The sequence below is a fragment of the Winogradskyella wichelsiae genome, assembly GCF_013403925.1.
Taxonomy (GTDB): domain Bacteria; phylum Bacteroidota; class Bacteroidia; order Flavobacteriales; family Flavobacteriaceae; genus Winogradskyella; species Winogradskyella wichelsiae.
Window position 1 is genome coordinate 90524 of the sequence record NZ_JABFDJ010000006.1, and the last position, 22616, is coordinate 113139.

Sequence of the window (22616 nt, forward strand, 5' to 3'; positions counted from 1 at the left end):
TTAAATGACAAATAAAATAACAGTATATAGTATTGCGATGATAATCTCATTCTTAAGCTTCTCATCGCATGCACAACAAGATCCACAATTTACGCAATACATGTATAATATGAGTGTTGTGAATCCTGCTTACGCTCTTGATGATGATACTAACATAAATTTAGGTTTATTATACAGGTCACAATGGGTTGGCTCTGTTGGTGGCCCTACAACTGGAACATTTTTTGGCCATACAAAACTTACAGATCGCTTAGAAGGAGGTATTTCTATTGTACATGACGAAATTGGTGATGTTGTAAAGCAAACTAGTACGTATGCAGATATTGCTTATGTAATTCCTGTTGGTCTTAATTCAAAATTATCTTTTGGAATAAAAGCAGGAGCAACATTTTTTAGTACAAATTTTGATGGCTTTTCTTTTTCTGATCAAGTTAATGAAGACCCCGCCTTTTCTGAAAATATAAATAGAACCTTCCCTAATATTGGTGCTGGTCTATATTATTTTTCTGAAAAATATTATTTAGGATTATCTGCACCAAATTTATTACAGTCAAAACATCTTAAAGATGAAAGTGGAGTATTCTCTGAAGCATCAGAAAATATACATTTATTTTTTACAGGAGGTTACGTCTTTAATTTAAATGATAATTTAAAGTTTAAACCTGCTTTTATGACAAAGTACGTAAATAATGCTCCTTTATCTATAGATCTTACAGCAAATGTATTAATGTATGATAAGCTTGAATTTGGTTTAGGTTATCGCTATGATGATTCAATTACTGGTATGATGAATTTTTCAATATCATCAGCAATTAGAATTGGATATGCATATGATTACACACTCACTAATTTAGGAGAATTTAATTCTGGCTCTCACGAAGTTTTTTTATTATTTAACATAGAAAAATTCGGTAAAGGCTATGATAAATCTCCAAGATTTTTCTAATCAAAAATAGATGAAAACACATAAATTTTATATCATATTAGTCCTTTTAATGATCAGTACGCTCTGTTTTTCTCAATCGCAAAGAAGAGCTGATATTTTATATAAAAATAAAGCATACTTAGAAGCAGCTGAAATCTTCTCAACCCTTCCTAAAACGTTAGAAAATTTAGAAAAATTAGGAGATTGTTATTATTATAATACCGATTACGAAAAAGCCTATAAAACTTATAAAAAAATTTATAATACAAAAACGGATAAAAAACTAACAGCGTCGTTCTATTTTAAATATTATGAAGTTTTAAAAGGAACAAAAAATTACAAACAAGCCGATGAGATATCTACATTATACTTAGACGACAAAATAAATACCCCAAATTTTAAAGCTTTATTAGAAAAAATAGTTCCTTATAATTACGAATTAAAAAATCTTACAACAGATGTTGGAGGATCTAATTTTGGCGTAGCACTAAATACGGATAAGATTGTTTTTGCCTCAACAAAAAACATTAAATATCCAAACTATCATTGGAACGGTCAACCTTACTTAGATTTATACGAAACTAAGCTATCTAAAGAAGGAGAAATAAACTTAGACAGTATTCAACCTTTAAGTAAAGAGATTAATAAAGAAAAACAACACGAAAGTAATGCTGTATTTACAAAAGACGGCAAAACAATGTATTTCTCTAGAAATTTAAAAAAACGAATTAGTTTAGACTCTACAAAAATTTCTGTTGTAAGTATATTTAGCGCCCAATTAATTGAAGGTCAATGGACAAATATAAAACCTGTCTCTTTCTCTAGTGATACTTATTCAACCATGCACCCTACCCTTAATAAGAAGGAAGATAAATTATATTTTTCAAGTGATATGCCTGGAACACTTGGGGAATTTGATATTTTTTATGTCGACTTATTCTCAGACGGATCATTCGGTCAAGCCATTAATTTAGGCGGTTCCATTAATTCATTAAGAAGAGAGCAATTTCCTTATATAGCAAATGACACTACCCTATATTTCTCTTCTAATGGTAAGCACGGCTTTGGTGGTTTGGATATTTTTGCAAGTAGTTTTAAAAATGATAAATTTTTAGAAGCTTTAAATTTAGGAGAAACTATAAACAGTGAAAAAGATGACTTTTCCTTTGTACTTATTGATTCTTTAAATACAGGTTTCATCTCGTCAAACAGATCTGGGCTGGACAACATTTACACTTTTAAGCGCTTAGAAAAAGAAAGACACTATTATTTAGAGGGCTTAGTTACAGATATAGTAACAGGTCAAATACTACCAAATACCATAGTTGTATTATATGATAAAAAGGGCAAGAAAATTGGAGAAGAAATTGTAGATAAATATGGAAAATACAGATTCTTAATAAGGCCTAATCAAAGCTACTCTATAGAAGGGTTTCAACCTAAATACATTCCTCATATTGAATATTTTGATACTAATGACAAAGGTGATATTCAATTTAATATTCAATTAAAGATTCGAGCTTATAAGGATGCTGAAGAAATTGTAATTGATGATGGTAAAGGAAATACTTATATTGAGTTAGAAAATATTTATTTCGATTTTGGTCAATGGGATATTAAACCTCAAGCAGCAAAAACACTTGATGTGTTGGTAGAGTTATTAGTAAAATACCCAAGAATGGAGATTCAACTTGGAGCACATACAGATTCTAGATCAAGTGAGCTATTTAATTTAGAATTATCTGAAAAAAGAGCACTTGCCACATTAGAATATTTAGTAGAAAATGGAATTACTAGATCACGTTTAAGATCTAAAGGATATGGAAAAACTCAACCTTTAGTTCGTTGTGGTGATAATTGTACGGAAACAGAACACTCTATCAACAGGCGTTGCGAATTCCTTATTTTACGATAGAAGTTACAGATATACATTATGGAAATTTCTAATGATATTGTTTTACGTCCACGGTTTAAGCTTAAAATCTTAGCGAATAATAATACTGTTTTAGAAAATTTTGAGGTGCATAAAAAAACGCAAACAAAATTTATAATCTCTAGAGTTGATGACCATGTATTTATTAGATTCCCTAAAAAGGATCAACACTTTTGGTCGCCACAGCTTCATTTAGAAATTAATAAAGAAGAAAATAATCATTCTATAGTGCACGGCCTTTTTGGTCCAAATCCTACCGTTTGGACCCTGTTTATATTTCTGCATTTTGTTGTAGCTGTGCTGTGTCTCGGATTTGGAGTTTGGGCATACACCAGCGCCAAACTAGGAAACGCTTTTATTTTACAGCTATGCCTATCATTATTGATGATACTTATTTGGTTTCTGCTTTATTTAGCAGGGAGAATAGGACGTACTAAAGGAAAACCAGAGATGTATCTTCTACATCATTTTATGGAAGAAATTCTTAAAACCTATCGTTGATTATAACCAAAACGTCTCAATTGCGTCTGATTACTTCTCCAATTTTTGTTAACTTTAACATAGAGTTCTAAATGAACTTGTTTGCCAAAGAACTTCTCTAAATCTTTACGAGCTTCTATTCCTACCCGCTTTAATGCTGATCCTTTATGACCGATAATAATACCTTTTTGGGTATCACGTTCAACCATAATCACAGAGCGCATTCTTATAATTTCATCCTCTTCAAAAAATTCTTCTGTATCAACTTCAACAGCATATGGAATTTCCTTTTTATAATGCATTAAGATTTTCTCTCTAATAGCCTCATTTACAAAAAAGCGTTCTGGTTTATCTGTTAACTGATCTTTAGGATAAAATGCAGGAGAAGCTGGTAATAGCTCTATTATCCTATCAAATACATTCTGAACATTAAAACCCTCTAATGCAGATATAGGAAAAAATTCTGCATTAGGCACTTTTTCTTGCCATAACTGAGCTTGCTCTTCTAATTGTTCTTGATTAGAGTTATCTATTTTATTTAATAATAATAAAACTGGAATTTTAGAATTGGTTATTTTATTAAAAAATGCCTCATCCTTTAATTCTTTTTCCCCTATTTCAACCATGTAAACTAAAACATCAGCATCATCAAACGCCGACTTCACAAAGTCCATCATAGAAGCTTGTAGTTCGTAGGCTGGCTTTATAATACCTGGTGTATCACTCAGTATTACCTGAAAATCTTCTCCATTTACAATTCCTAAAATACGATGTCTAGTCGTTTGAGCTTTAGACGTAATTATAGATAATTTTTCACCTATAAACGCATTCATTAATGTAGACTTCCCAACATTCGGATTACCAATAATATTTACAAAACCTGCTTTATGCATTCTTATTTAATTTAGGATATAAAGATAATATTTTTTAAGTATGAAGAGCTTTTACATTCTCTACGCTAGTAAGATAATGATTTTTAAAAAATTAAAGCTAAACTTTAGACACAAAAAAAGTCTTTCCTAATGGAAAGACTTCTTAGTATTTTGAAAGAAAGTATTATTAGATTGCAGCAACATGTTTCGTTAACTGCGATTTTAAGTTACCTGCTTTATTAGAATGTATTACATTCCTTTTCGCTAACTTATCTAACATACTAATAACAGAAGGTAACATTGCTTGCGCCTCTTTAGCATCAGTAATCTCACGTAATTTTTTTATAGCATTACGAGTAGTCTTATGCTGATACTTGTTAAGTACACGTCTTTTTTCGTTACTTCTTATTCTTTTTAAAGCTGACTTATGATTTGCCATTATATTTCTTTCTTGTTAAAAATTGTAGCCCGTAGGGGAATCGAACCCCTCTTACATGGATGAAAACCATGCGTCCTAGCCGATAGACGAACGGGCCATTTGGTTGTTATAATATTTAAATGAACCAACAACGTTTCCATTGCGGGTGCAAATATACAACTCTTTTTTACTTCTGCAACATTAATTTTATTTTTTTTCAAAAAAATTAATATGCCTTAGCAAAAAGCACCCTTTCTTGTGATGGTTTACCACTAAAAACACATACTCCCTCTTCCTTAACATTGTTCATAGGAATACATCTAATCGTTGCTTTTGTTAGTTCTTTGATCTTTTGCTCGGTCTCTGGGGTACCATCCCAATGTGCCGAAATAAATCCTGTCTTTGTTTCTAAAACTTTCTTAAAAGTTTCAAAATCGTCAACTTTAGTAATATGTTCATCTCTATAATTTAAAGCCTTCGCATATAACGCATCTTGAATTACCGTTAAAAGATCTTTTATAGTTGAAGCAATACCATCTATTTGAACGACCTCTTTCGTTAAAGTATCTCGTCGAGCTAATTCAACAGTATTATTTTCTAAATCTTTTGGGCCAATTGCTATACGTAATGGTACACCTTGTAATTCGTGTTGAGCAAATTTAGCCCCTGGTCTATGTGTCGTTCTTTTATCAAACTTACAGCTTACACCTAAAGCTTTTAATTCTTCAATAATAGCTTGAGCTTTATCTGAAATTAATTCGAATTGCTCATCCGTCTTAAATATAGGAACAATCACAACTTGAGATGGCGCTAAGTTTGGTGGTAATACTAAACCTTTATCATCACTATGCGTCATTATTAAGGCTCCCATTAATCTTGTAGATACTCCCCATGATGTTGCCCATACATAATCTTGCTTTCCTTCATTATTAGTAAACTTAACATCAAAGGCTTTAGCGAAATTTTGACCTAAGAAATGAGAAGTACCTGCCTGAAGTGCTTTTCCATCTTGCATTAAAGCTTCAATACAATAGGTATCAAGTGCCCCTGCAAAACGTTCACTTTCTGTTTTTACTCCTTGTATTACAGGAATTGCCATAAAGTTTTGAGCAAACTCTGCATAAACATCATTCATCTGCTCTGCTTCTACTAACGCCTCAGCTTTTGTTGCATGAGCCGTATGCCCTTCTTGCCATAAAAATTCTGCTGTACGTAAAAACAAACGCGTTCGCATTTCCCAACGCACTACATTTGCCCACTGATTAATCAAAATAGGTAAATCTCTATAACTTTGTATCCAGCCTTTATAAGTATTCCAAATAATAGCTTCACTTGTTGGCCTAACCACTAACTCTTCTTCTAATTTAGCTTCAGGGTCTACTCTTAATTTACCTGGATTATCAGGGTCGTTCTGTAATCTATAATGTGTTACAACAGCACATTCTTTAGCAAAACCTTCTGCATTCTTTTCTTCTGCTTCAAATAAACTCTTTGGTACAAATAATGGAAAATAAGCATTCTCATGTCCTGTTTCTTTAAACATTCTATCTAATTCTGCTTGCATCTTTTCCCATATAGCATAACCATAAGGTTTTATAACCATACAACCCCTAACAGCAGAATTTTCTGCTAAATCAGCCTTTACGACTAATTCGTTATACCATTTTGAATAATCTTCAGCTCTACTCGTAAGATTTTTACTCATTTTCCGTGTTTTGGCACAAATATTGCGCTTATGTTAAATGTATTAAATAATACAGCAAAACTAACTATTTTTGCTATGTTCAACAATAAAATAAAAGAGATATGCAATTTAAAACTATAATTACCCAAAAATTGCCATTTTTTGTTGCTCTCGGTTTAATTACCGCGTTAACTTCTTGTGGTTCGTTTCAATATGTAGGCTATGACAATGATGGGATCTACAGCACTGAAGAAAACGAAATAGATGTTGAAGAACCTGTAGTTACAACCTCTGCAAACGACTCTAATTATTATAAAAATTATTTCGCTGAAAATTCAGCAGAAGTTGATGCCATACAAGAAGAATCTGAAGTTTTTACAGATATTGATTCTTATGAAGGTGATTATACTGAACAAGCAATGAATTCTTCAGAAGAACAAGTTGCTTATGGTGGATGGGGTCAAAACAGCAATACCGTTACTATTAATTATATAGATAATGGCTGGTATGGTTATAATAACTACGGTCTGTGGAATGGTGGATTTGGATATTATGGTTGGAATAGGCCTTGGGGTTATAATTATGGTTACGGTTGGAATAACCACTGGAATTATGGTGGATATTATGGTTATGGCTATCATTCCCCTTGGAACTATGGTTATAATAATTACGGCTGGAATAATGGTTACCACAATAACAATAGATATGCTTTTAATAACTCTAGAAGAGGATCCTTATTGTACAGCAACAATTTAAGTCGTAGCTATAACAACAGATTAAGTAGAACAAATAGATCTGCTTTATCTAGAAGAAGTGATTATTCTACACAACGATTATCAAATACATCACGTCTATCTAGAAGCAATTCAACATCTAGAGCAAGTACAACTAGAAGTATTAGAACAACAACACCAAGAACCAGCGCAAGAAGCACCACTAACTTAAGATCTCGTTCTTCAAATACAAGAATATCTAGACCGACAACAACACGATCATCTGCGACAACAAGATCTTCTACAACAAGAAATTCAAGATCATCTTCTGGAACAACTACTAGATCTAGCTCTAACAGCTCTAGATCTAGCGGAACAGCACGATCTTCAGGAAGTTCTAGTTCTAGATCATCTAGTAGCGGTAGCTCATCTAGTAGCAGATCTAGCGGTAGCTCATCTCGTAGAGGATAAAAACATTCATTTTAAAATTATAAAAACACTAACTATGAGAAAGTTACTTATGCTCAGTATAAGCTTAATAAGCACGTCTTATATTATGGCACAAGACATTACCGATGCTGTGAGATATTCTATGGATGAAATTCAAGGCACTGCTCGTTTCAGAGCCATGAGTGGTGCTTTTGGAGCTCTTGGTGGCGATATGTCTAGTATTAATATTAATCCAGCAGGTTCTGCTATATTTAATAGCAGCCATGCCTCTATATCATTAGGAGTATTCAGTTCTAAAAATGATATTAGTTATTTTGACGGAAATAATTCATCATCTAATTCTAATGTTGATTTAAACCAATTAGGTGCTGCTTTTATATTTAAAAACAATAACACAAATTCGGGTTGGAAAAAATTTGCTTTGAGTTTTGCTTATGATCGTTCTGCTGATTTTGATAATGATTGGGTAGCTAGTGGAAATAATGATAATGACAATTCTATAGATAGTTATTTTCTTTCATTTGCAAATGGAAATGAAGTTCCTTTTGGAATATTAAAACTTCAACCAGGCGAATATCTCGAAGAGGCATATGTGGATATTGGAAGAATACCAGAAAATGGTTATGCTATGCAGCAAGCCTTCTTGGGGTATTGGTCTGGAGTTATTGACCCAAACAATCTTGATGATGAAACTAACGATAATGAGACGCTATACAATTCTAATGTAGCTTCTGGAACAATTAATCATAATTACTCTTATTCATCAACAGGCTATAATGGCAAACTTGCTTTTAATTTTGCTACTGATTATAACGATAGGCTGTTTATAGGAATCAACTTGAACTCTCATTTTATTAATTATGAAAAATTCACAAGTTTAAGAGAAACGAACTCTAATAATAGTTCCCTTGTAAATGACGTAGTTTTTGAAAACTTATTAGCAACTACTGGAAGTGGTTTTTCATTTCAATTAGGAACAATTGCCAAACTTACAAATGAATTAAGAGTTGGATTATCTTATAATTCACCAACATGGTATAGAATTAGTGATGAGTTAACCCAAGGTATAAATTCTAACATAGCAGAAGATGATATTAGTTACATTAGTAGCATTATAAATGTTTATGAAGAATACAAATTACAAACGCCAAGCAAAATTACAGGAAGCTTAGCATACATATTTGGACAAACAGGATTATTAAGTTTTGACTATGCAGTTAAAGATTATAGTAATGTAAAATTTAAACCAACATCAGATGTGGTATTTTCAGATTTAAACAATGATATATCCAATACTTTAGATTCATCTATTTCTTATAGATTAGGTGGGGAGTACCGTTATAAACAAATAAGCTTTAGAGGAGGTTATCGTTTTGAAGAAAGTCCATATAAAGATGATAATTTCTATGGTGATTTAAATGGTTATTCATTAGGTTTAGGTTATAATTTTGGAAATATTAATTTAGATTTAGCTTTCAGTCAATCTGAGCGTGATTACAATCATGAACTTTATTCTACAGGTTTAACTGATGCTGCAGAAATTGAATCAAAATATACAGATTTTACTTTAACATTAGGATTTAATCTATAAATCCACGCCTTATCTAGGTTATATTTTATAAAAAGAGCTTAAACATTATATGTTTAAGCTCTTTTTATTTTTAAGGGTAATAGCAATATTCTAAACAAAAAAACATGTTGAATATTACTTATCAGACTAATTTACATACTTAATTTACTAAAACCATATACACCTAAAAGTCATCTTATATCCTCTCTAATCTAAGAAGTAACATATCTTTTAGATCAAAATCTTAATAATAGAAAAAACAGTCATACCGATATAAGATAAAAAAAGCCTGAACATATTAAATGTTCAAGCTTTTTTATTTATTCCGAATTCAATTTATCGTTTTAAAGAAAAATGAGCTTTAAATTCTTTTCGTTCTCCTGTACTTGGTTCATCGTATTCTACTGTAAACCAGTAACCATCTGTTGGCATCGCTTCTCCATTAAATTGACCGTCCCAACCATCTCCATCTGGACTTAACTGCTTTAACAACTTGCCGTATCGGTCAAATATATAAATTTTTGCACTACTTCCAACACCTTCAATGTTCCAAGTTTCATTATTCCCAACACCATTAGGCGTGAAAAACAATGGATAATCTATAACAAATTTTGAGCTCGATCTTAATCCACATCCATTTTTGTCTCTTGCCGTAATCTCATGGTCTCCTGATGACACTCCTGTAAATACTCCTTCATCTTGCCATGGACCTCCGTCTAAACTGTATTCATAGATACCGATTCCGATTGCTGTTGCTTCTAAAACATGGCGATCTGCAAAGGCTTGTGTTAATAGTTCGATTGTTATACTCGGCGGCTCACTTTCTATAACTTCAGTACTATCACTATGAGTACAATTAGTCTCTGTCGAGGTATTTAAATCTGTAACCTCTACACTATAATTACCTTCTTCTAAAGGTATAAGGCTTGCTCCTGTTTCCCCTGCCATTTCTACGTCATTAAAATACCATACAAAACTATAATCTACAGCTGATAAATAGGTGTCTATAACTAAAGGGGCTAAAGCTTCGGTATCATTAGTATTTATACAAAGCACATAACGATCGTCTAAATCAAACTCTGGTAATGCATTTACTTGTAACGTTAATTCGGCTACAGCATAACAAATGGATGTATCAGCACCTGTTACTGGATCTGGAATATCATTATCTACTCTGGCATAAATTACTTGTGGATTTACAATGTTTTCATACAAGGTTGGTAATGGATTCACTTTTAAGTCGGCTTCTTCTTGTGTTTCATAATAAGTTACAATATAATCTGCTGAATTTTGAAGGTCTAAAACCTCGGCATCCATCGTAGCTAAATCAAATTGTACACTATCATTACTTGGGTCTCCATCGATTTCCATTTCATCATCACATAGTTCATATAAGATAGCATCAGTATCTGAATTCGCTTGTGCTGCCTCATGTACTTCTACATTAAAACTTTGGGTACTGATAGAACAACCTGTTGTGTTATCTGTAATTGTTACAAAGATTTGCTGTGGATTACTTGTGTTTGCATAGGGACCTACAATAGCATTCATTCCGGATTCTGCATCAACCAGACTGCTATGGTAGCTCACTATAAATTGGGTTGGGTTTTGACCGTTTAAAACTTCGTCGTCTTTTGTTGTTAAGTCAAAGTTATCAATCCCATCGGTAAATAATTCACATTGTATAAAATCGGTAACGGCAACAACACTTGGTAAAGGGTGAACTATAATCGTAAAGTCGACTAAAGAATAACATCCCGTACTATTTCTGGTTACTCGCACATAGATCTCTTGTTCTGGCGTACCTATATTTGTATACTGTGTTGGATCTGCTATTGCATTTGTCCCTGCGTTCGCATCTTGTAATCTTTCATAATATGTTGCTGTTACTCCAGCCTCACCATTAAGAATTAAGGTTTCATTTGCTGTTAGATCAAAAACTTCCACTCCATCGCCTGTATTTACATCATCACACAACTCAATGTTTGGAATATCTTCACTTAAAGCTGGCGTTGGGTTTGGTAAAACTCTTATGGTTAAAGTAACATAATCTACACAACCGGTATCGGTATCGGTAACCACTGCATAAAGTGTTTGTGGATTAGCATCTAAACCGCCTACTGATGTATTTGTATATTGTGTCGGATCTGCAATAACATTGGTTTGAGATTGTGCATCGGCATTCGTTTCGTAATAAGCTACGGACCAACTGGCATTATCACCTATAATTTCATCGTCTTTAACCGTTAAGTCAAATACGGTGAAATTATCGCCTGGCATCTCTCCTAAATCATCACATAAATTTAATTCGGTTGGTTGTATCGCTTCTGGCAAAGCATTAACTATTAATTCTAAACTCGTGATTTTATAACAACCTTCTATCGTTGTTGTATCTTCTACACGTACCCATATAATTTGATTAAAAGCAGTTGTATTAGTATACGCTGATGGATTAACAATTGCATTAGTTCCTGCTTCTCCATCGGACTCATTGCTATAATAACTAACCTCATACTGTATTGGATTTTGACCATTCAAGATTTCTGGCGCTTTAGCTGTAAGATCAAAACTAATGTAACCATCTGAAGAACCAAGGTCTTCACAAAACTCTAAAGCTGTTGGATCTTCTATTTGAGGTGAAGGCTCTACTATTAATTCTACCACTACAATAACAGCACAATCGGTTGCTATAGTAGGACTTTCAATCCGTGCATATATTATCGCTCCATTAGGATTAATATTCTCATAATCTACAGAAGTATCTATAGCGTTAACCCCATTATTAGCATTGATTTCTGTTTCATGATAAGTGACTTCTAAACCCGGATCACTTCCTGTAATTTCATCATCTAAATCTGTAAGTACAAACAGTCCTAAGCCATCGTTATCTGGATCACAATATATTAATGGTTGCGGTGTATTAGCGATAGGGGCTTGTTCTACTGTAAGTTCTAAACTTGTAGTGCTGTAACATTCTGTTGCTGTATCCTCTACGCGCACGTATACAATTTGCCCATTGCTGGTGTTGGTATATAAGGTTGGTAATGCATTGGTTCCTGACACTGCTTCTGTTGCTAATTCGTGATAAGTCACTGCATACGCCGGGTTATTACCTGTAATTTCTGAGTCCTTTAGGCTTAGATCCATCGCTGTAAGACCATCTGGCGTACCATCGTCACAAACCTCTAATGCCGTCGGATCTATTAATGTGGGTAATGGATTAACTATCACATCAAAATTTGTAGTGCCATAACAATCTGAAAATAATGGATCTTCTACACGCACATAAATTGTTTGTTGATTGGGTGAGCTTGTGTTGGTATAGCTCGTTGGTAAAGCATCTGTATTGGTATTAGCATCATCTTGACTACTATGAAATGTTACATTATACACCGACGCATCTTGACCTCCTAAGATTACAGCTTCTTGGTTACTTAAGTTAAAGGTCTCTATACCATCTCCACCAATATCATCGCACAGTTCTAGGTCTATTGGTGCTGTAGCTAGTGCTCTGATATTTACGACTAAATTGAATAATGGTGTCGCTGATGCATTATAACAGTTTGAGTTAGATGAACTTTCTACTCTCGCATAAATAGGCTGTGAGTTAACACTATTAGTATAAGTTAACGGTAAAGCATTGTCGCCAGATTCTGCATCTTCAGGTGTTAAATAATAAGAAACTGTAAAATCGGCAGCCGCCTGAGAGCCTAAAATTGTGGCCGTTTGATCGCTTAATTCAAAACTCTCAAAACCATTGTTGGAAACATCGTCGCAGGTAAACATATCGGATGCTGAATTGATTGATGGGGCTTCGGCAATAGACAAAGTAACAGTACTTGTTGAATAACAAGCTGCAGCACCTGCAACCTCTACCCTAGCAAAAATAATTTCTCCATCAATACCATTATAAGAATCTGTATTACTAATAGGAGCTGTATTGTTTTCTGCATCATTTAAATTCTCATGAAAATAAACAACATAATCATCAACATTAAGAGGACTTAATATATTAGTAATTTCATCATTTAAATTGAAATCAGCAGAAGTAGCAGTACCACTACAACCTAAAACTGTTATATCATTTAAAACAAAAGGCTCCCCTATAGAAATTACGATGTCGTCTTGAGCAGAACATGCATCTCCATAAACAGCATCAAAACCCTCAGCTATTAATGTATAGGTTCCAGACTCGGTTACAGTTAATGTTGGGCTTGTCTCGCCAGGTATAGTAACACCATCTAATTGCCACTCAAAAGTGTTAAAAGCACCTGTACTATCTGCCGTAATTGTATAATCACCACCACTACACAGGTTTTGATCATCTCCTAAATCTACTTGACAAATAATATCGCAATTCAGAGCCAAACCTGGATTAGGATTTGTATTCTCTAAATTGATATAACCAGCTTGACCACTATAGTTAGTAATTAACAGTACATAATAAGAATTTGCGGGTGCATTAGCTACAAATATATCTTCTTCACCAGATCCTGAGTAACTACAATCTTGTTGATTAGTAGGATTCAAATTTGAAGGCCCACATTCTGGTTGGTCAAACGGTCCCCATATAATAAAGTCTACATCAAGTAAACCTCCTGATCCATTTATACCTGTATTTTGGGTCAATGTAAGCTCTATATTACCTACAACATCACCTGTCTGAATAAAATACCATCTAGGATTAGGTTGAGAAGTTAGACAATCATATTCAATACCAGGTTGAGCAACACTATCACCTACAAGAGATGGCACATCAACAATACCATCACAAATTGGTAATGCACCTACACAGGCATCATTATCTATTACGAAAACCTGAATAGAGCTATCCGAGTCTGAACAACCTAAAGGATTTGTATCTGTAGCAGTAAACGTTACGGTATATGTCCCTGGTACGGCATAGGCGTAATTAACATTTAATCCTTCGATGGTATCACCATTTCCAAAATCCCAAGTATAAGTAGCCCCTGTATCATCATCTGAAAAAATAGCGCTACCCTCAAATGTAATTAAATCGCCTGGGTCTACTTCTATAACACCTAAAGCAGCTGCAGGAGTCGTATTATCTATAGATGCTGTAATATCTTGACACGGAGTAAAACAAGTAATATTAGCTTCCCAACCTGGTTGTGTCCCTGCAGAATTAGAGATAAATTCTACAGTTAAACATCCTGAGCTATTTGCAGAAGAAGCTGAAACCATTCCTGGACCAGTTCCACCTGTGTAAGTATCTATTAAAGGAGCCGAAATATCATCTCCATCATAGATCCTCATTTCATCACCGTCTGTACCAATAAAAAAGAATGGTGTAAAATCTAATTGAATAAAATCACCAACAACATCAGAACAAATTGTCGTTACTAAATTCTCATCTGAGCCATAATTAGCATATTGCGTTCCCGAATCGTAAAACATTCCACTACATTGATTAAATGCACCGTTTTGCATGGTGATGTCTTGAGACAGCACTAAATTAGTTGTAATAAGTGTAAGAAGGAGTAAAATATTTTTCATTATACTGAATTATCCGTTTGTATTATTATTTAAATGTTCTATACTGAGAAGTTACCTGAATAAAATAATTGGTATTGTCAACTTGATAAACATAGGTACCTTTAGCAAAGAAATCTAATTGATACTTTAAAGGGTTAAACTTTTTGAGCTTAAACTTAGTGTCCCTTTTCAAATCTTTATTATATGCATTTGAAAGAGGAACATTAGAAAGCAGCTTACCTTTTTTCTGAGTTTTCGGATCTGTATCCTCATAAATTAAAATCCTATTTCGCAATAGGTGTTTTATATCTTTCAAAAATTCTTCATTGTCATAAACCATTTCTTTGGCTTCACTTTTATACACTTCCTCAATCATGTTTTTCTCCTTTTTTGTGAGAGGAGCATTTACATTATCGGGATAGTTGATATTTGTGCTTTTTTGGTTTTGACTAAAACTCAAAAGACATAAAAATAGGAATGGTAATACTAAGAGGGATTTTAACTTCATTTTTTTTGTATTTAATCTGGCAAATTAAGAAATATATAAGAAAACAGCTGTTCGTTTACCAAGGATAATGGCATTTTAACGCTTTTATAGATATAACAGCTGTAATTATAAAACCCCTACCTTATCCAAACTATTTTTATTGTTTATCTTTGCCCCTCGTTTTAAAAAAAATTTATAATGAAAATCGAAAGTGATTTTAACGATATAGATGCAATAGGTGATGATCATATTGGTACATCTAGTGATACCCCTTTGAGGGCTGATGCCTTTAAGCTTTCTAACACAGAAAAAATAGAAAGTATTAAAACAGATGTTAAGCATATATTAGAAACTTTAGGTCTAGACTTAAATGATGACAGCCTAAAAGGCACACCTAATAGAGTTGCTAAAATGTTTGTTAATGAAATTTTTAGCGGATTAAATCCTAAGAATAAACCAAGTGCTTCTACATTTGATAATAAATATAAATATGGTGAGATGTTAGTTGAAAAAAACATCACTGTTTATTCAACTTGCGAACACCATTTATTACCAATCGTTGGGCGCGCACATATTGCCTATATTTCTAATGGTACCGTTGTTGGTTTATCTAAAATGAATAGAATTGTAGATTATTATTCTAAAAGACCTCAAGTACAAGAACGTTTAACGATTCAAATAGTAAAAGAATTACAAGATGTTTTAGGAACAGATGATGTGGCATGTATTATAGATGCAAAACATTTATGTGTAAACTCTCGTGGTATTAGAGATATTGAAAGTAGCACTGTAACCTCTGAGTTTGGTGGTCAATTCAATAAAAAAGAAACACGCAGAGAACTTTTAGACTATATTAAACTAGAAACGAAGTTTTAGCACTTTACCAAACTTAATTATTGATTCATTCTTTCAACTTCACAACATGTCATTATATCATACGCAACAAATAAAACTTTACAATACACTTACTAGTGAAAAAGAAATTTTTCAACCTATAACAGAAGGCTATGTCGGTATGTACGTTTGCGGCCCAACTGTATATAGTAATGTGCATTTGGGTAATGTAAGGACTTTTATGTCTTTCGATATGATATTTCGCTATTTAAAGCATTTAGGCTATAAAGTACGATATGTTCGTAATATCACTGATGCTGGTCATTTAGAAAATGACGCAGACGTAGGTGAAGATAAAATCACTAAAAAAGCGCGTTTAGAAGCTATAGAGCCAATGGAAATTGTACAGCGCTATACTGTAGATTTTCATAATGTTTTAAACACATTTAATTTTTTACCACCAAGCATAGAACCAACTGCCACAGGTCATATTATAGAACAAATTGAATTAATACAATCTATTATAGATAACGGTTTTGGATACCTTGTAAATGGGTCCGTCTATTTTGATGTTCATAAATACAACGAGTCTAATGAATATGGTATTTTAAGTAAACGTAAGTTAGAAGATTTAATACATAACACACGTGCTCTTGATGGTCAGAGTGACAAGAAGAACCCTCAAGATTTTGCACTTTGGAAAAAAGCCGAACCAACACATATTATGCGTTGGCCTTCTCCATGGAGTGATGGCTTTCCAGGCTGGCATTTAGAGTGTACAGCAATGAGCACTAAATATCTTGGTGAGTTTTTTGATATTCATGGAGGTGGAATGGATTTAAAATTCCCTCATCACGAATGTGAAATTGCACAAAACCAAGCTGCAAAAGGGCAAGCACCTGTTAAATATTGGATGCACGCCAATATGTTAGAACTAAACGGAGCTCGCATGAGTAAATCTACAGGGAATTATATTAACCCTGCAGAATTACTTTCTGGTAATAACGATATAATGTCTAAAGCATATAACCCAAGTGTTATTCGCTTTTTTATAATGCAGGCCTCTTACAGAAGTATTTTAGATTTAACAGATGCAGGATTAGCCGCTGCAGAAAAAGGATTCCATAGATTAATGGAGGCTATTAATTTAACAGACAAATTAAAAACAGGAAAAACATCATCATTTAATATTACAGATTGGAAGCAGAAATGCTACGATGCTATGAATGATGATTTTAATACTCCTATTTTAATTGCAACGCTTTTTGAAGCTGTAAAATTCATCAATCAAATTAAAGATGGAAGTGCAAGCATAACCTCTGAGGATTTAGAATCTCTAAAAACAACTATCGAAACTTTCGTTTTTAACATCCTTGGATTAATAAATGTTGCTGAAACTAATACAGGAACTGATAAGCTCTCTAGCGCTGTAGAAATTCTAATAAACCTTAGAAAAGAAGCTCGTGTTAATAAGGACTTTGCCTTATCTGATAAGATTAGAGATGATTTAGCTGAAGCGGGAATTCAGCTAAAAGATAGCAGAGAAGGTACCACGTTCACAACAAATTAAAATAGTGAAAAAGCTATTAACATATCCTTTTCTCTTTTTAATTAAAGTTTATCAGACTGTAATATCCCCATTTACTCCTGCCACTTGTAGGTATCAACCAACCTGTTCTCATTACGCAAAAGAAGCACTTGAAGTTCATGGTTTTTTTAAAGGTGGATGGTTAGCCGTAAAAAGGATTTTTAGTTGTCATCCATGGGGAGGAAAGGGATTTGACCCAGTTCCTAAAAAAGAAAATTAATATTACGTTAATCTCATTTTCAATCCCTCTCAAAATATTATATTTACCGAATAAATAGATTATCTATGTTTTTATTATCAATTGATTGGGATCCTATAAAGTTTATTGATTTAGGGTTTTTTAAACTTCACTTTTACAGCTTAATGTGGATCACAGCCTTTATTTTGGGCTTTTATGTTACTAAGCGTATTTATAAAAATGAAGGGGAATCAGATGAATCTTTAGATTCTTTGTTTATCTATTCTGTCATAGGTATTATGCTAGGTGCAAGACTTGGTCATGTTATTTTCTACCAACCAGAGCTTATCACAGAAGATTTTTTTAGCATTTTTCTACCTTTTAAATTTAAAGGAGGTTTTGAGTTTACAGGCTTTCAAGGTTTAGCGAGTCATGGAGCTGCTATTGCTATGATAGTTTCTATGTACTTATACAATAAAAAAGTCCTTCATAAAACAGTGTTGTGGATCTTAGATCGTGTCGTAATCCCTGTTGCTTTAGGTGCTGTATTTGTTAGAATCGGAAATTTTATCAATTCAGAAATTATAGGAAAATATACAGGTAGCGACTTCGGTGTTGTCTTTAAGCAACTTGGTGAATCTGCGCCAAGACATCCTGCTCAGTTATATGAAGCATTTTGTTATGTATTTGTATTCTTAATCTTATTTTATTTTTACTGGAAAACAAAAAAATCTGAACAACAAGGCTTTTTATTTGGTCTGTTTCTAGTCTTATTATGGACTGTAAGATTCTTTGTAGAATTTGTAAAAGAAGCTCAGAACGTTGAGCGCGCAGATTGGGCATTAAACACAGGGCAGCTTTTAAGTATTCCTTTTGTATTAATTGGATTATATTTTATGTTTATCTATAAACCAAAAACAAAACTTAGTTAATGCGTATTCAACTGTTTTTAAAGTCTGTAGTTATTGTTTCTGGGCTTGTGTTCCTTTCATCTTGTAAAGAAGAGAAGAAAACAATAACCGAAGATAAAGTTGTGGTTTCCTTTAAGAAAGAAGGCACACTTACACTGAAAAAAGCAGATTCGAATTCTATTATAAAAACAATAGATATTGAGATCGCTGATGATGAATACACTACCCAAACCGGTTTAATGTACAGAAATCAGTTAAAAGTAAATCATGGCATGTTATTTATATTTCCAGATACACAAATGCGCAGTTTCTACATGAAGAATACTAAAATTCCTTTAGATATAATTTATATAGATAAAAACAAAACTATTGTTAGCTTTCAGAAGAATGCGAAGCCAATGGATGAGATATCACTACCTTCTGAAGCACCTGCCAAATATGTGTTAGAAATATATGGTGGACTTAGTGATGTATGGAACCTGAATGTTGGAGATACTATTTCTTTTGAAACTCTATAACAACTTATCATCATAAATAAGATTAATATCTTATCATAAAATTAAAACCCCAGGTTAAATATTAATCTGGGATTTTTTTATTTTAAATTTCATACTCTTACTACTTAAATCCTCAAATGGATATATAAGTTTTAGAAACTGGTTAATTACAAAACAAAACTAGTTAACCTATTAAATAAGTCAATTCCTAACACTGTTAGGTCCTAAATAGAAAATATTTAACAAGAGGACACAACTATAAAATAGCTCTTTAAAACAAGCTCTAATTTAATCTTAAATAGAGATTTCTTACTCTGACACTAATTAGAATAAACACATACTCAATAACACCAACATCTTCTTTTAAGCAAAAAAAATGCCCTTCAACTAAGAAGGGCATTTCTTAATTCTGAATTTAGTTCAGAATTAATAATAATCAAGACTTATACTTCTTCAGTGTCTTCTTCTTTTTCTTTATTCTTAAGTGCATCTGCAGCACTACCTTTTCTAGCAGTATCATACATTATAGGAGTTGCGATAAATACAGAAGAGTAAGTACCCACAATAACACCAACAATTAATGCAAATAATAAATCCTTAAGTGAATCTGCACCAAATAAGAACATCGCTAATAACGCTACTAACGTAGTTAAAGATGTATTTAATGTTCTACTCACCGTACTGTTAATTGATCTGTTAATAGTGGTATCTAATCCCCAACCTAAGTTTTCATTAAAATATTCTCTAATTCTATCGAATACAACAACCGTATCATTCAGCGAGTACCCAATTACAGTTAAGATTGCTGCAATAAACGTTTGGTCAATTTCCATGCTAAATGGCATAATTCTCCATGTTAACGAATAAATCCCTAATACAATTAAAACATCATGGAATACAGCAGCAACTGCACCAAGAGAAAATTGCCATTTCTTAAATCTTAATAAGATATATAAGAATACAACAACTAAAGATCCTAAAATTGCCCAGATAGATGATTTTTTAATATCATCTGCAATTGTTGGACTTACTTTACTTGATAGCATTTTACCAATTTTCTTATCACCAGAGCCATCTAAAAACTCAGCATAAGTCATCCCTTCTGGAAGGTACTTTCTAAGCGTTTCAAACAACATAGATTGTACTTCTTCATCCGCTTCAATAGAACTATCTTCTACCTTATATTTTGTAGAAATTTTTAATTGGTTTGCACCACCAATAGTTTTTACTTCGGCACTTTCAAAAACTTCATGTAGATCATTCTTAACTTCTTCTACACTCATATCTTGATCAAAACGTACTTGGTAAGTTCGTCCCCCAACAAAATCAATACCTTGATCTAATCCTGTTGTAAAAAGCGAACCTAAACTTGCTAAAATAAGCGCTCCAGAAATAATGTAAGCAATCTTACGTTTCTTCAAGAATTCAATATTTAAGTTTGTAAATAAGTTTTTAGTTAAACTTGTAGAGAAATCTAATTTACCACCTCTACCTACATACCAGTCTACTAATAAACGAGTAATGAAAATTGCTGTAAATAATGACGTTAAAATACCTATGATTAATGTTGTTGCAAAACCTTTAATTGGTCCTGTTCCGAAAACAAATAATATAAAAGCAGTTAAACCTGTTGTAATGTTAGCATCTAAAATTGAAGATAATGCATTAGAAAAACCATCTTTAATAGCTTCTTTTTGAGTTTTCCCTTTGGCAATTTCTTCTTTTATCCTTTCAAAGATAAGTACGTTGGCATCGACCGACATACCAATCGTTAATACAATACCAGCAATACCAGGAAGCGTTAATACCGCACCTAAACTTGCTAATACACCAAATATTAATAAGATGTTTAACATTAAAGCGATATCAGCAAATCCACCAGCTTTTCCGTAATAAACCATCATCCAAAGTAATACGAAGGCTAATGCTATCATAAAAGATCGCATTCCACTATCAATAGCTTCTTGACCTAAAGATGGACCAACTTCATCAGCTTGAACGATCTGAGCAGAAGCAGGTAATTTACCAGCTCTTAAAACGTTTGCTAAATCGACAGCTTCTGTTAATGAAAATGATCCTGAAATTTGAGATCTACCACCTGCAATTGGCCCTGAAGATACACTTGGTGCAGAATACACAGTGTTATCTAATACAATAGCAATATACCCTTGAGTTTCGTAAGCTTTTTTAGTCATTTCTTCCCAAACCTTAGAACCTCTAGCATCCATTTGCATACTTACGGCTGGTCTACTTACTTGGTCATAATCTTGACTTGCATCTGTAATAACAGCACCACTTAATTCTGGCTCACCGTCTCTATTACCCTTAATAGCATATAAATCAGAATATTCAGATTCTTCATTTTGAAGTCCCCAAACAAATCTTACATAACGCATTTCTGCCGGTAAAGATGCTCTGTGTTTAGACGAGTTTAATTCCGCCATTACTCTTTCTTTATCTTTAGATAAAAACATACCAACTACAGACCCACCGTTTCCGTAACCTTGAATCCCTAAAGGATTAACATTAGCAACACTTGTAGAGTCTGATTCAATCTGCCCCGTTAACTCATCAATTGCATCTGCTGTACCTTCATCTTCAGTTTCTGTTACATCAGCGACCTCATCTGTAGTTTCCGCTTTTTTATTCGCTTCAACTAATGCTTGGTTTACTTCTAATAAATAAGGAACAACTTCTTCTGTTTTATAAGTTTCCCAAAACTGCAATTGTGCTGTCTTAGTTACTAAATCCTTTACACGTTCAATATCTTTAGCCCCTGGTAATTCTAATAAAATACGACCAGAATTTCCTAAACGTTGAATGTTAGGAGATGTTACACCAAATTTATCAATACGCTTACGTAATACTTCAAAAGCAGAAACGATAGACTCATCTATTTTAGTTTCAAGGATACTTTTAACCTCGCTATCTGACATATCGAATTTAATCTCGTCACTTAACGTACGGTTTGCAAAAATATCTGGTGATGCTAATTTTGTATCTCCTTTAATTGCATCAAATGCCGTAAAGAACGATTGTAAATAAGAGTCTTGTGAATCCTTCTGTAATTCTTCAGCATTATCTAATGCTTTATTAAAAATTGGATCTTTACTATTATCAGCTAATCCTTTTAAAATATCTCTTACAGAAATCTGAAGAATAACATTAATACCACCTTTAAGGTCTAAACCAAGGTTCATAGCATTATTTTCAACTTCAGTATAAGAATACTGAGCGATACCTAAATTATAAACTTCAATAGGCTCAAAGTTATCACCTACTTTAATTTTTGAAGTTTTTAAAGAATCTAGATAACGAAGTTCTTCAATATTTCTTTTTGTTTGGTAATCTTCCTCTGTGTCAGCATATTTTGCTATTGCTGCTGTTTCTGCGGTTTGTTCAATTTGTCCGGATTTGAAAGTAAATGATAATTGATAAATACTTACTAAACCAAATAAAAGCGCAAAAAGCTTAATTATTCCTTTGTTTTGCATTGTGAGTTTTTGTTTAATGTCGACTATTTAATTAATTCCAATAGTTATTGAAACTAGCGCGCAAATATATAGTTTACACTATAATT

At 33.0% G+C, this 22616-nt stretch carries 16 protein-coding genes and 1 tRNA gene; 10 read left to right on the forward strand and 7 right to left on the reverse strand.

What is annotated here, in order from left to right; genetic code table 11:
- The first annotated feature begins 4 nt into the window (after positions 1–4).
- Genes HM985_RS12840 through HM985_RS12850 form a run of 3 tightly spaced genes read left to right on the forward strand, consistent with a single transcriptional unit; the run spans position 5 to position 3359 of the window.
- A complete protein-coding gene (locus HM985_RS12840; RefSeq protein WP_179376646.1) occupies positions 5–946 on the forward strand; it encodes a PorP/SprF family type IX secretion system membrane protein in 942 nt (313 codons plus the stop codon).
- A gap of 10 nt (positions 947–956) precedes the next feature.
- Entirely contained in the window at positions 957–2840 is a 1884-nt protein-coding gene (locus tag HM985_RS12845) for an OmpA family protein (protein ID WP_179376647.1), read from the forward strand.
- Between the two features lie 18 nt (positions 2841–2858).
- Complete coding sequence (locus HM985_RS12850; RefSeq protein WP_179376648.1) at positions 2859–3359, forward strand: GTP-binding protein; 501 nt, start codon at positions 2859–2861, stop codon at positions 3357–3359.
- Here the strand turns inward: HM985_RS12850 and era are convergent.
- The 4 genes from era to proS all read right to left on the reverse strand — a co-directional run bounded on the left by era (position 3350) and on the right by proS (position 6333).
- Complete coding sequence (gene era / locus HM985_RS12855; protein WP_179376649.1) at positions 3350–4231, reverse strand: GTPase Era; 882 nt, start codon at positions 4229–4231, stop codon at positions 3350–3352. The two genes, HM985_RS12850 and era, sit on opposite strands and share 10 nt — an antisense overlap.
- 166 nt (positions 4232–4397) lie before the next feature.
- Positions 4398–4649 (reverse strand): 30S ribosomal protein S20, encoded by a 252-nt coding sequence (gene rpsT / locus HM985_RS12860; RefSeq protein ID WP_179376650.1) that lies wholly within the window; start codon positions 4647–4649, stop codon positions 4398–4400.
- A 25-nt stretch (positions 4650–4674) separates the two neighbouring features.
- A tRNA-Glu gene (locus tag HM985_RS12865) sits at positions 4675–4746 on the reverse strand.
- Between the two features lie 108 nt (positions 4747–4854).
- Positions 4855–6333 carry a proline--tRNA ligase gene (proS, locus tag HM985_RS12870; protein ID WP_179376651.1) on the reverse strand — a complete coding sequence of 493 codons (1479 nt, stop codon included), beginning with the start codon at positions 6331–6333 and terminating at the stop codon, positions 4855–4857.
- A gap of 101 nt (positions 6334–6434) precedes the next feature.
- Between proS and HM985_RS12875 the strand changes: the two genes are divergently transcribed.
- Both HM985_RS12875 and HM985_RS12880 read left to right on the forward strand, forming a co-directional pair.
- Positions 6435–7496: a hypothetical protein gene (locus tag HM985_RS12875; RefSeq protein ID WP_179376652.1), complete on the forward strand. Its 1062-nt coding sequence runs from the start codon at positions 6435–6437 to the stop codon at positions 7494–7496.
- 34 nt (positions 7497–7530) lie between these two features.
- On the forward strand, positions 7531–9066 hold the full coding sequence (locus HM985_RS12880; RefSeq protein WP_179376653.1) for an OmpP1/FadL family transporter: 1536 nt from the start codon (positions 7531–7533) through the stop codon (positions 9064–9066).
- Between the two features lie 315 nt (positions 9067–9381).
- Here HM985_RS12880 and HM985_RS12885 read toward each other — a convergent pair whose 3' ends face one another.
- Positions 9382–14562, reverse strand: coding sequence for a T9SS type B sorting domain-containing protein (locus HM985_RS12885; protein WP_179376654.1), 5181 nt, complete (start codon positions 14560–14562; stop codon positions 9382–9384).
- Between the two features lie 25 nt (positions 14563–14587).
- Positions 14588–15049 (reverse strand): hypothetical protein, encoded by a 462-nt coding sequence (locus tag HM985_RS12890; protein WP_179376655.1) that lies wholly within the window; start codon positions 15047–15049, stop codon positions 14588–14590.
- Positions 15050–15226: 177 nt separating this feature from the next.
- Here HM985_RS12890 and folE point away from each other — a divergent pair, with 177 nt between their 5' ends.
- From folE to HM985_RS12915, 5 genes are all read left to right on the forward strand, one after another.
- Positions 15227–15904 carry a GTP cyclohydrolase I FolE gene (gene folE, locus HM985_RS12895; protein WP_179376656.1) on the forward strand — a complete coding sequence of 226 codons (678 nt, stop codon included), beginning with the start codon at positions 15227–15229 and terminating at the stop codon, positions 15902–15904.
- A 46-nt stretch (positions 15905–15950) separates the two neighbouring features.
- On the forward strand, positions 15951–17432 hold the full coding sequence (gene cysS / locus HM985_RS12900) for a cysteine--tRNA ligase (RefSeq protein WP_179376657.1): 1482 nt from the start codon (positions 15951–15953) through the stop codon (positions 17430–17432).
- 4 nt (positions 17433–17436) lie between these two features.
- The gene (yidD, locus tag HM985_RS12905) at positions 17437–17670 is read left to right on the forward strand and encodes a membrane protein insertion efficiency factor YidD (protein WP_317167139.1); all 234 of its coding nucleotides are present in this window, start codon (positions 17437–17439) and stop codon (positions 17668–17670) included.
- A gap of 65 nt (positions 17671–17735) precedes the next feature.
- Positions 17736–18560 carry a prolipoprotein diacylglyceryl transferase gene (gene lgt / locus HM985_RS12910; protein WP_179376658.1) on the forward strand — a complete coding sequence of 275 codons (825 nt, stop codon included), beginning with the start codon at positions 17736–17738 and terminating at the stop codon, positions 18558–18560.
- Positions 18560–19057: a DUF192 domain-containing protein gene (locus HM985_RS12915; protein ID WP_179376659.1), complete on the forward strand. Its 498-nt coding sequence runs from the start codon at positions 18560–18562 to the stop codon at positions 19055–19057. Before lgt ends, HM985_RS12915 begins: the two co-directional genes overlap by 1 nt.
- A gap of 422 nt (positions 19058–19479) precedes the next feature.
- Here HM985_RS12915 and secDF read toward each other — a convergent pair whose 3' ends face one another.
- Positions 19480–22530 (reverse strand): protein translocase subunit SecDF, encoded by a 3051-nt coding sequence (gene secDF / locus HM985_RS12920; protein ID WP_179376660.1) that lies wholly within the window; start codon positions 22528–22530, stop codon positions 19480–19482.
- Positions 22531–22616: the final 86 nt, after the last annotated feature.

Excerpts from the sequence above, each read along its gene's own strand:
- HM985_RS12840 (WP_179376646.1), top strand. The coding sequence starts at position 5 with ATGACAAATAAAATAACAGTATATAGTATTGCGATGATAATCTCATTC.
- HM985_RS12845 (WP_179376647.1), top strand. The coding sequence starts at position 957 with ATGAAAACACATAAATTTTATATCATATTAGTCCTTTTAATGATCAGT.
- HM985_RS12850 (WP_179376648.1), top strand. The coding sequence starts at position 2,859 with ATGGAAATTTCTAATGATATTGTTTTACGTCCACGGTTTAAGCTTAAA.
- era (WP_179376649.1), bottom strand. The coding sequence starts at position 4,231 with ATGCATAAAGCAGGTTTTGTAAATATTATTGGTAATCCGAATGTTGGG.
- rpsT (WP_179376650.1), bottom strand. The coding sequence starts at position 4,649 with ATGGCAAATCATAAGTCAGCTTTAAAAAGAATAAGAAGTAACGAAAAA.
- proS (WP_179376651.1), bottom strand. The coding sequence starts at position 6,333 with ATGAGTAAAAATCTTACGAGTAGAGCTGAAGATTATTCAAAATGGTAT.
- HM985_RS12875 (WP_179376652.1), top strand. The coding sequence starts at position 6,435 with ATGCAATTTAAAACTATAATTACCCAAAAATTGCCATTTTTTGTTGCT.
- HM985_RS12880 (WP_179376653.1), top strand. The coding sequence starts at position 7,531 with ATGAGAAAGTTACTTATGCTCAGTATAAGCTTAATAAGCACGTCTTAT.
- HM985_RS12885 (WP_179376654.1), bottom strand. The coding sequence starts at position 14,562 with ATGAAAAATATTTTACTCCTTCTTACACTTATTACAACTAATTTAGTG.
- HM985_RS12890 (WP_179376655.1), bottom strand. The coding sequence starts at position 15,049 with ATGAAGTTAAAATCCCTCTTAGTATTACCATTCCTATTTTTATGTCTT.
- folE (WP_179376656.1), top strand. The coding sequence starts at position 15,227 with ATGAAAATCGAAAGTGATTTTAACGATATAGATGCAATAGGTGATGAT.
- cysS (WP_179376657.1), top strand. The coding sequence starts at position 15,951 with ATGTCATTATATCATACGCAACAAATAAAACTTTACAATACACTTACT.
- lgt (WP_179376658.1), top strand. The coding sequence starts at position 17,736 with ATGTTTTTATTATCAATTGATTGGGATCCTATAAAGTTTATTGATTTA.
- HM985_RS12915 (WP_179376659.1), top strand. The coding sequence starts at position 18,560 with ATGCGTATTCAACTGTTTTTAAAGTCTGTAGTTATTGTTTCTGGGCTT.
- secDF (WP_179376660.1), bottom strand. The coding sequence starts at position 22,530 with ATGCAAAACAAAGGAATAATTAAGCTTTTTGCGCTTTTATTTGGTTTA.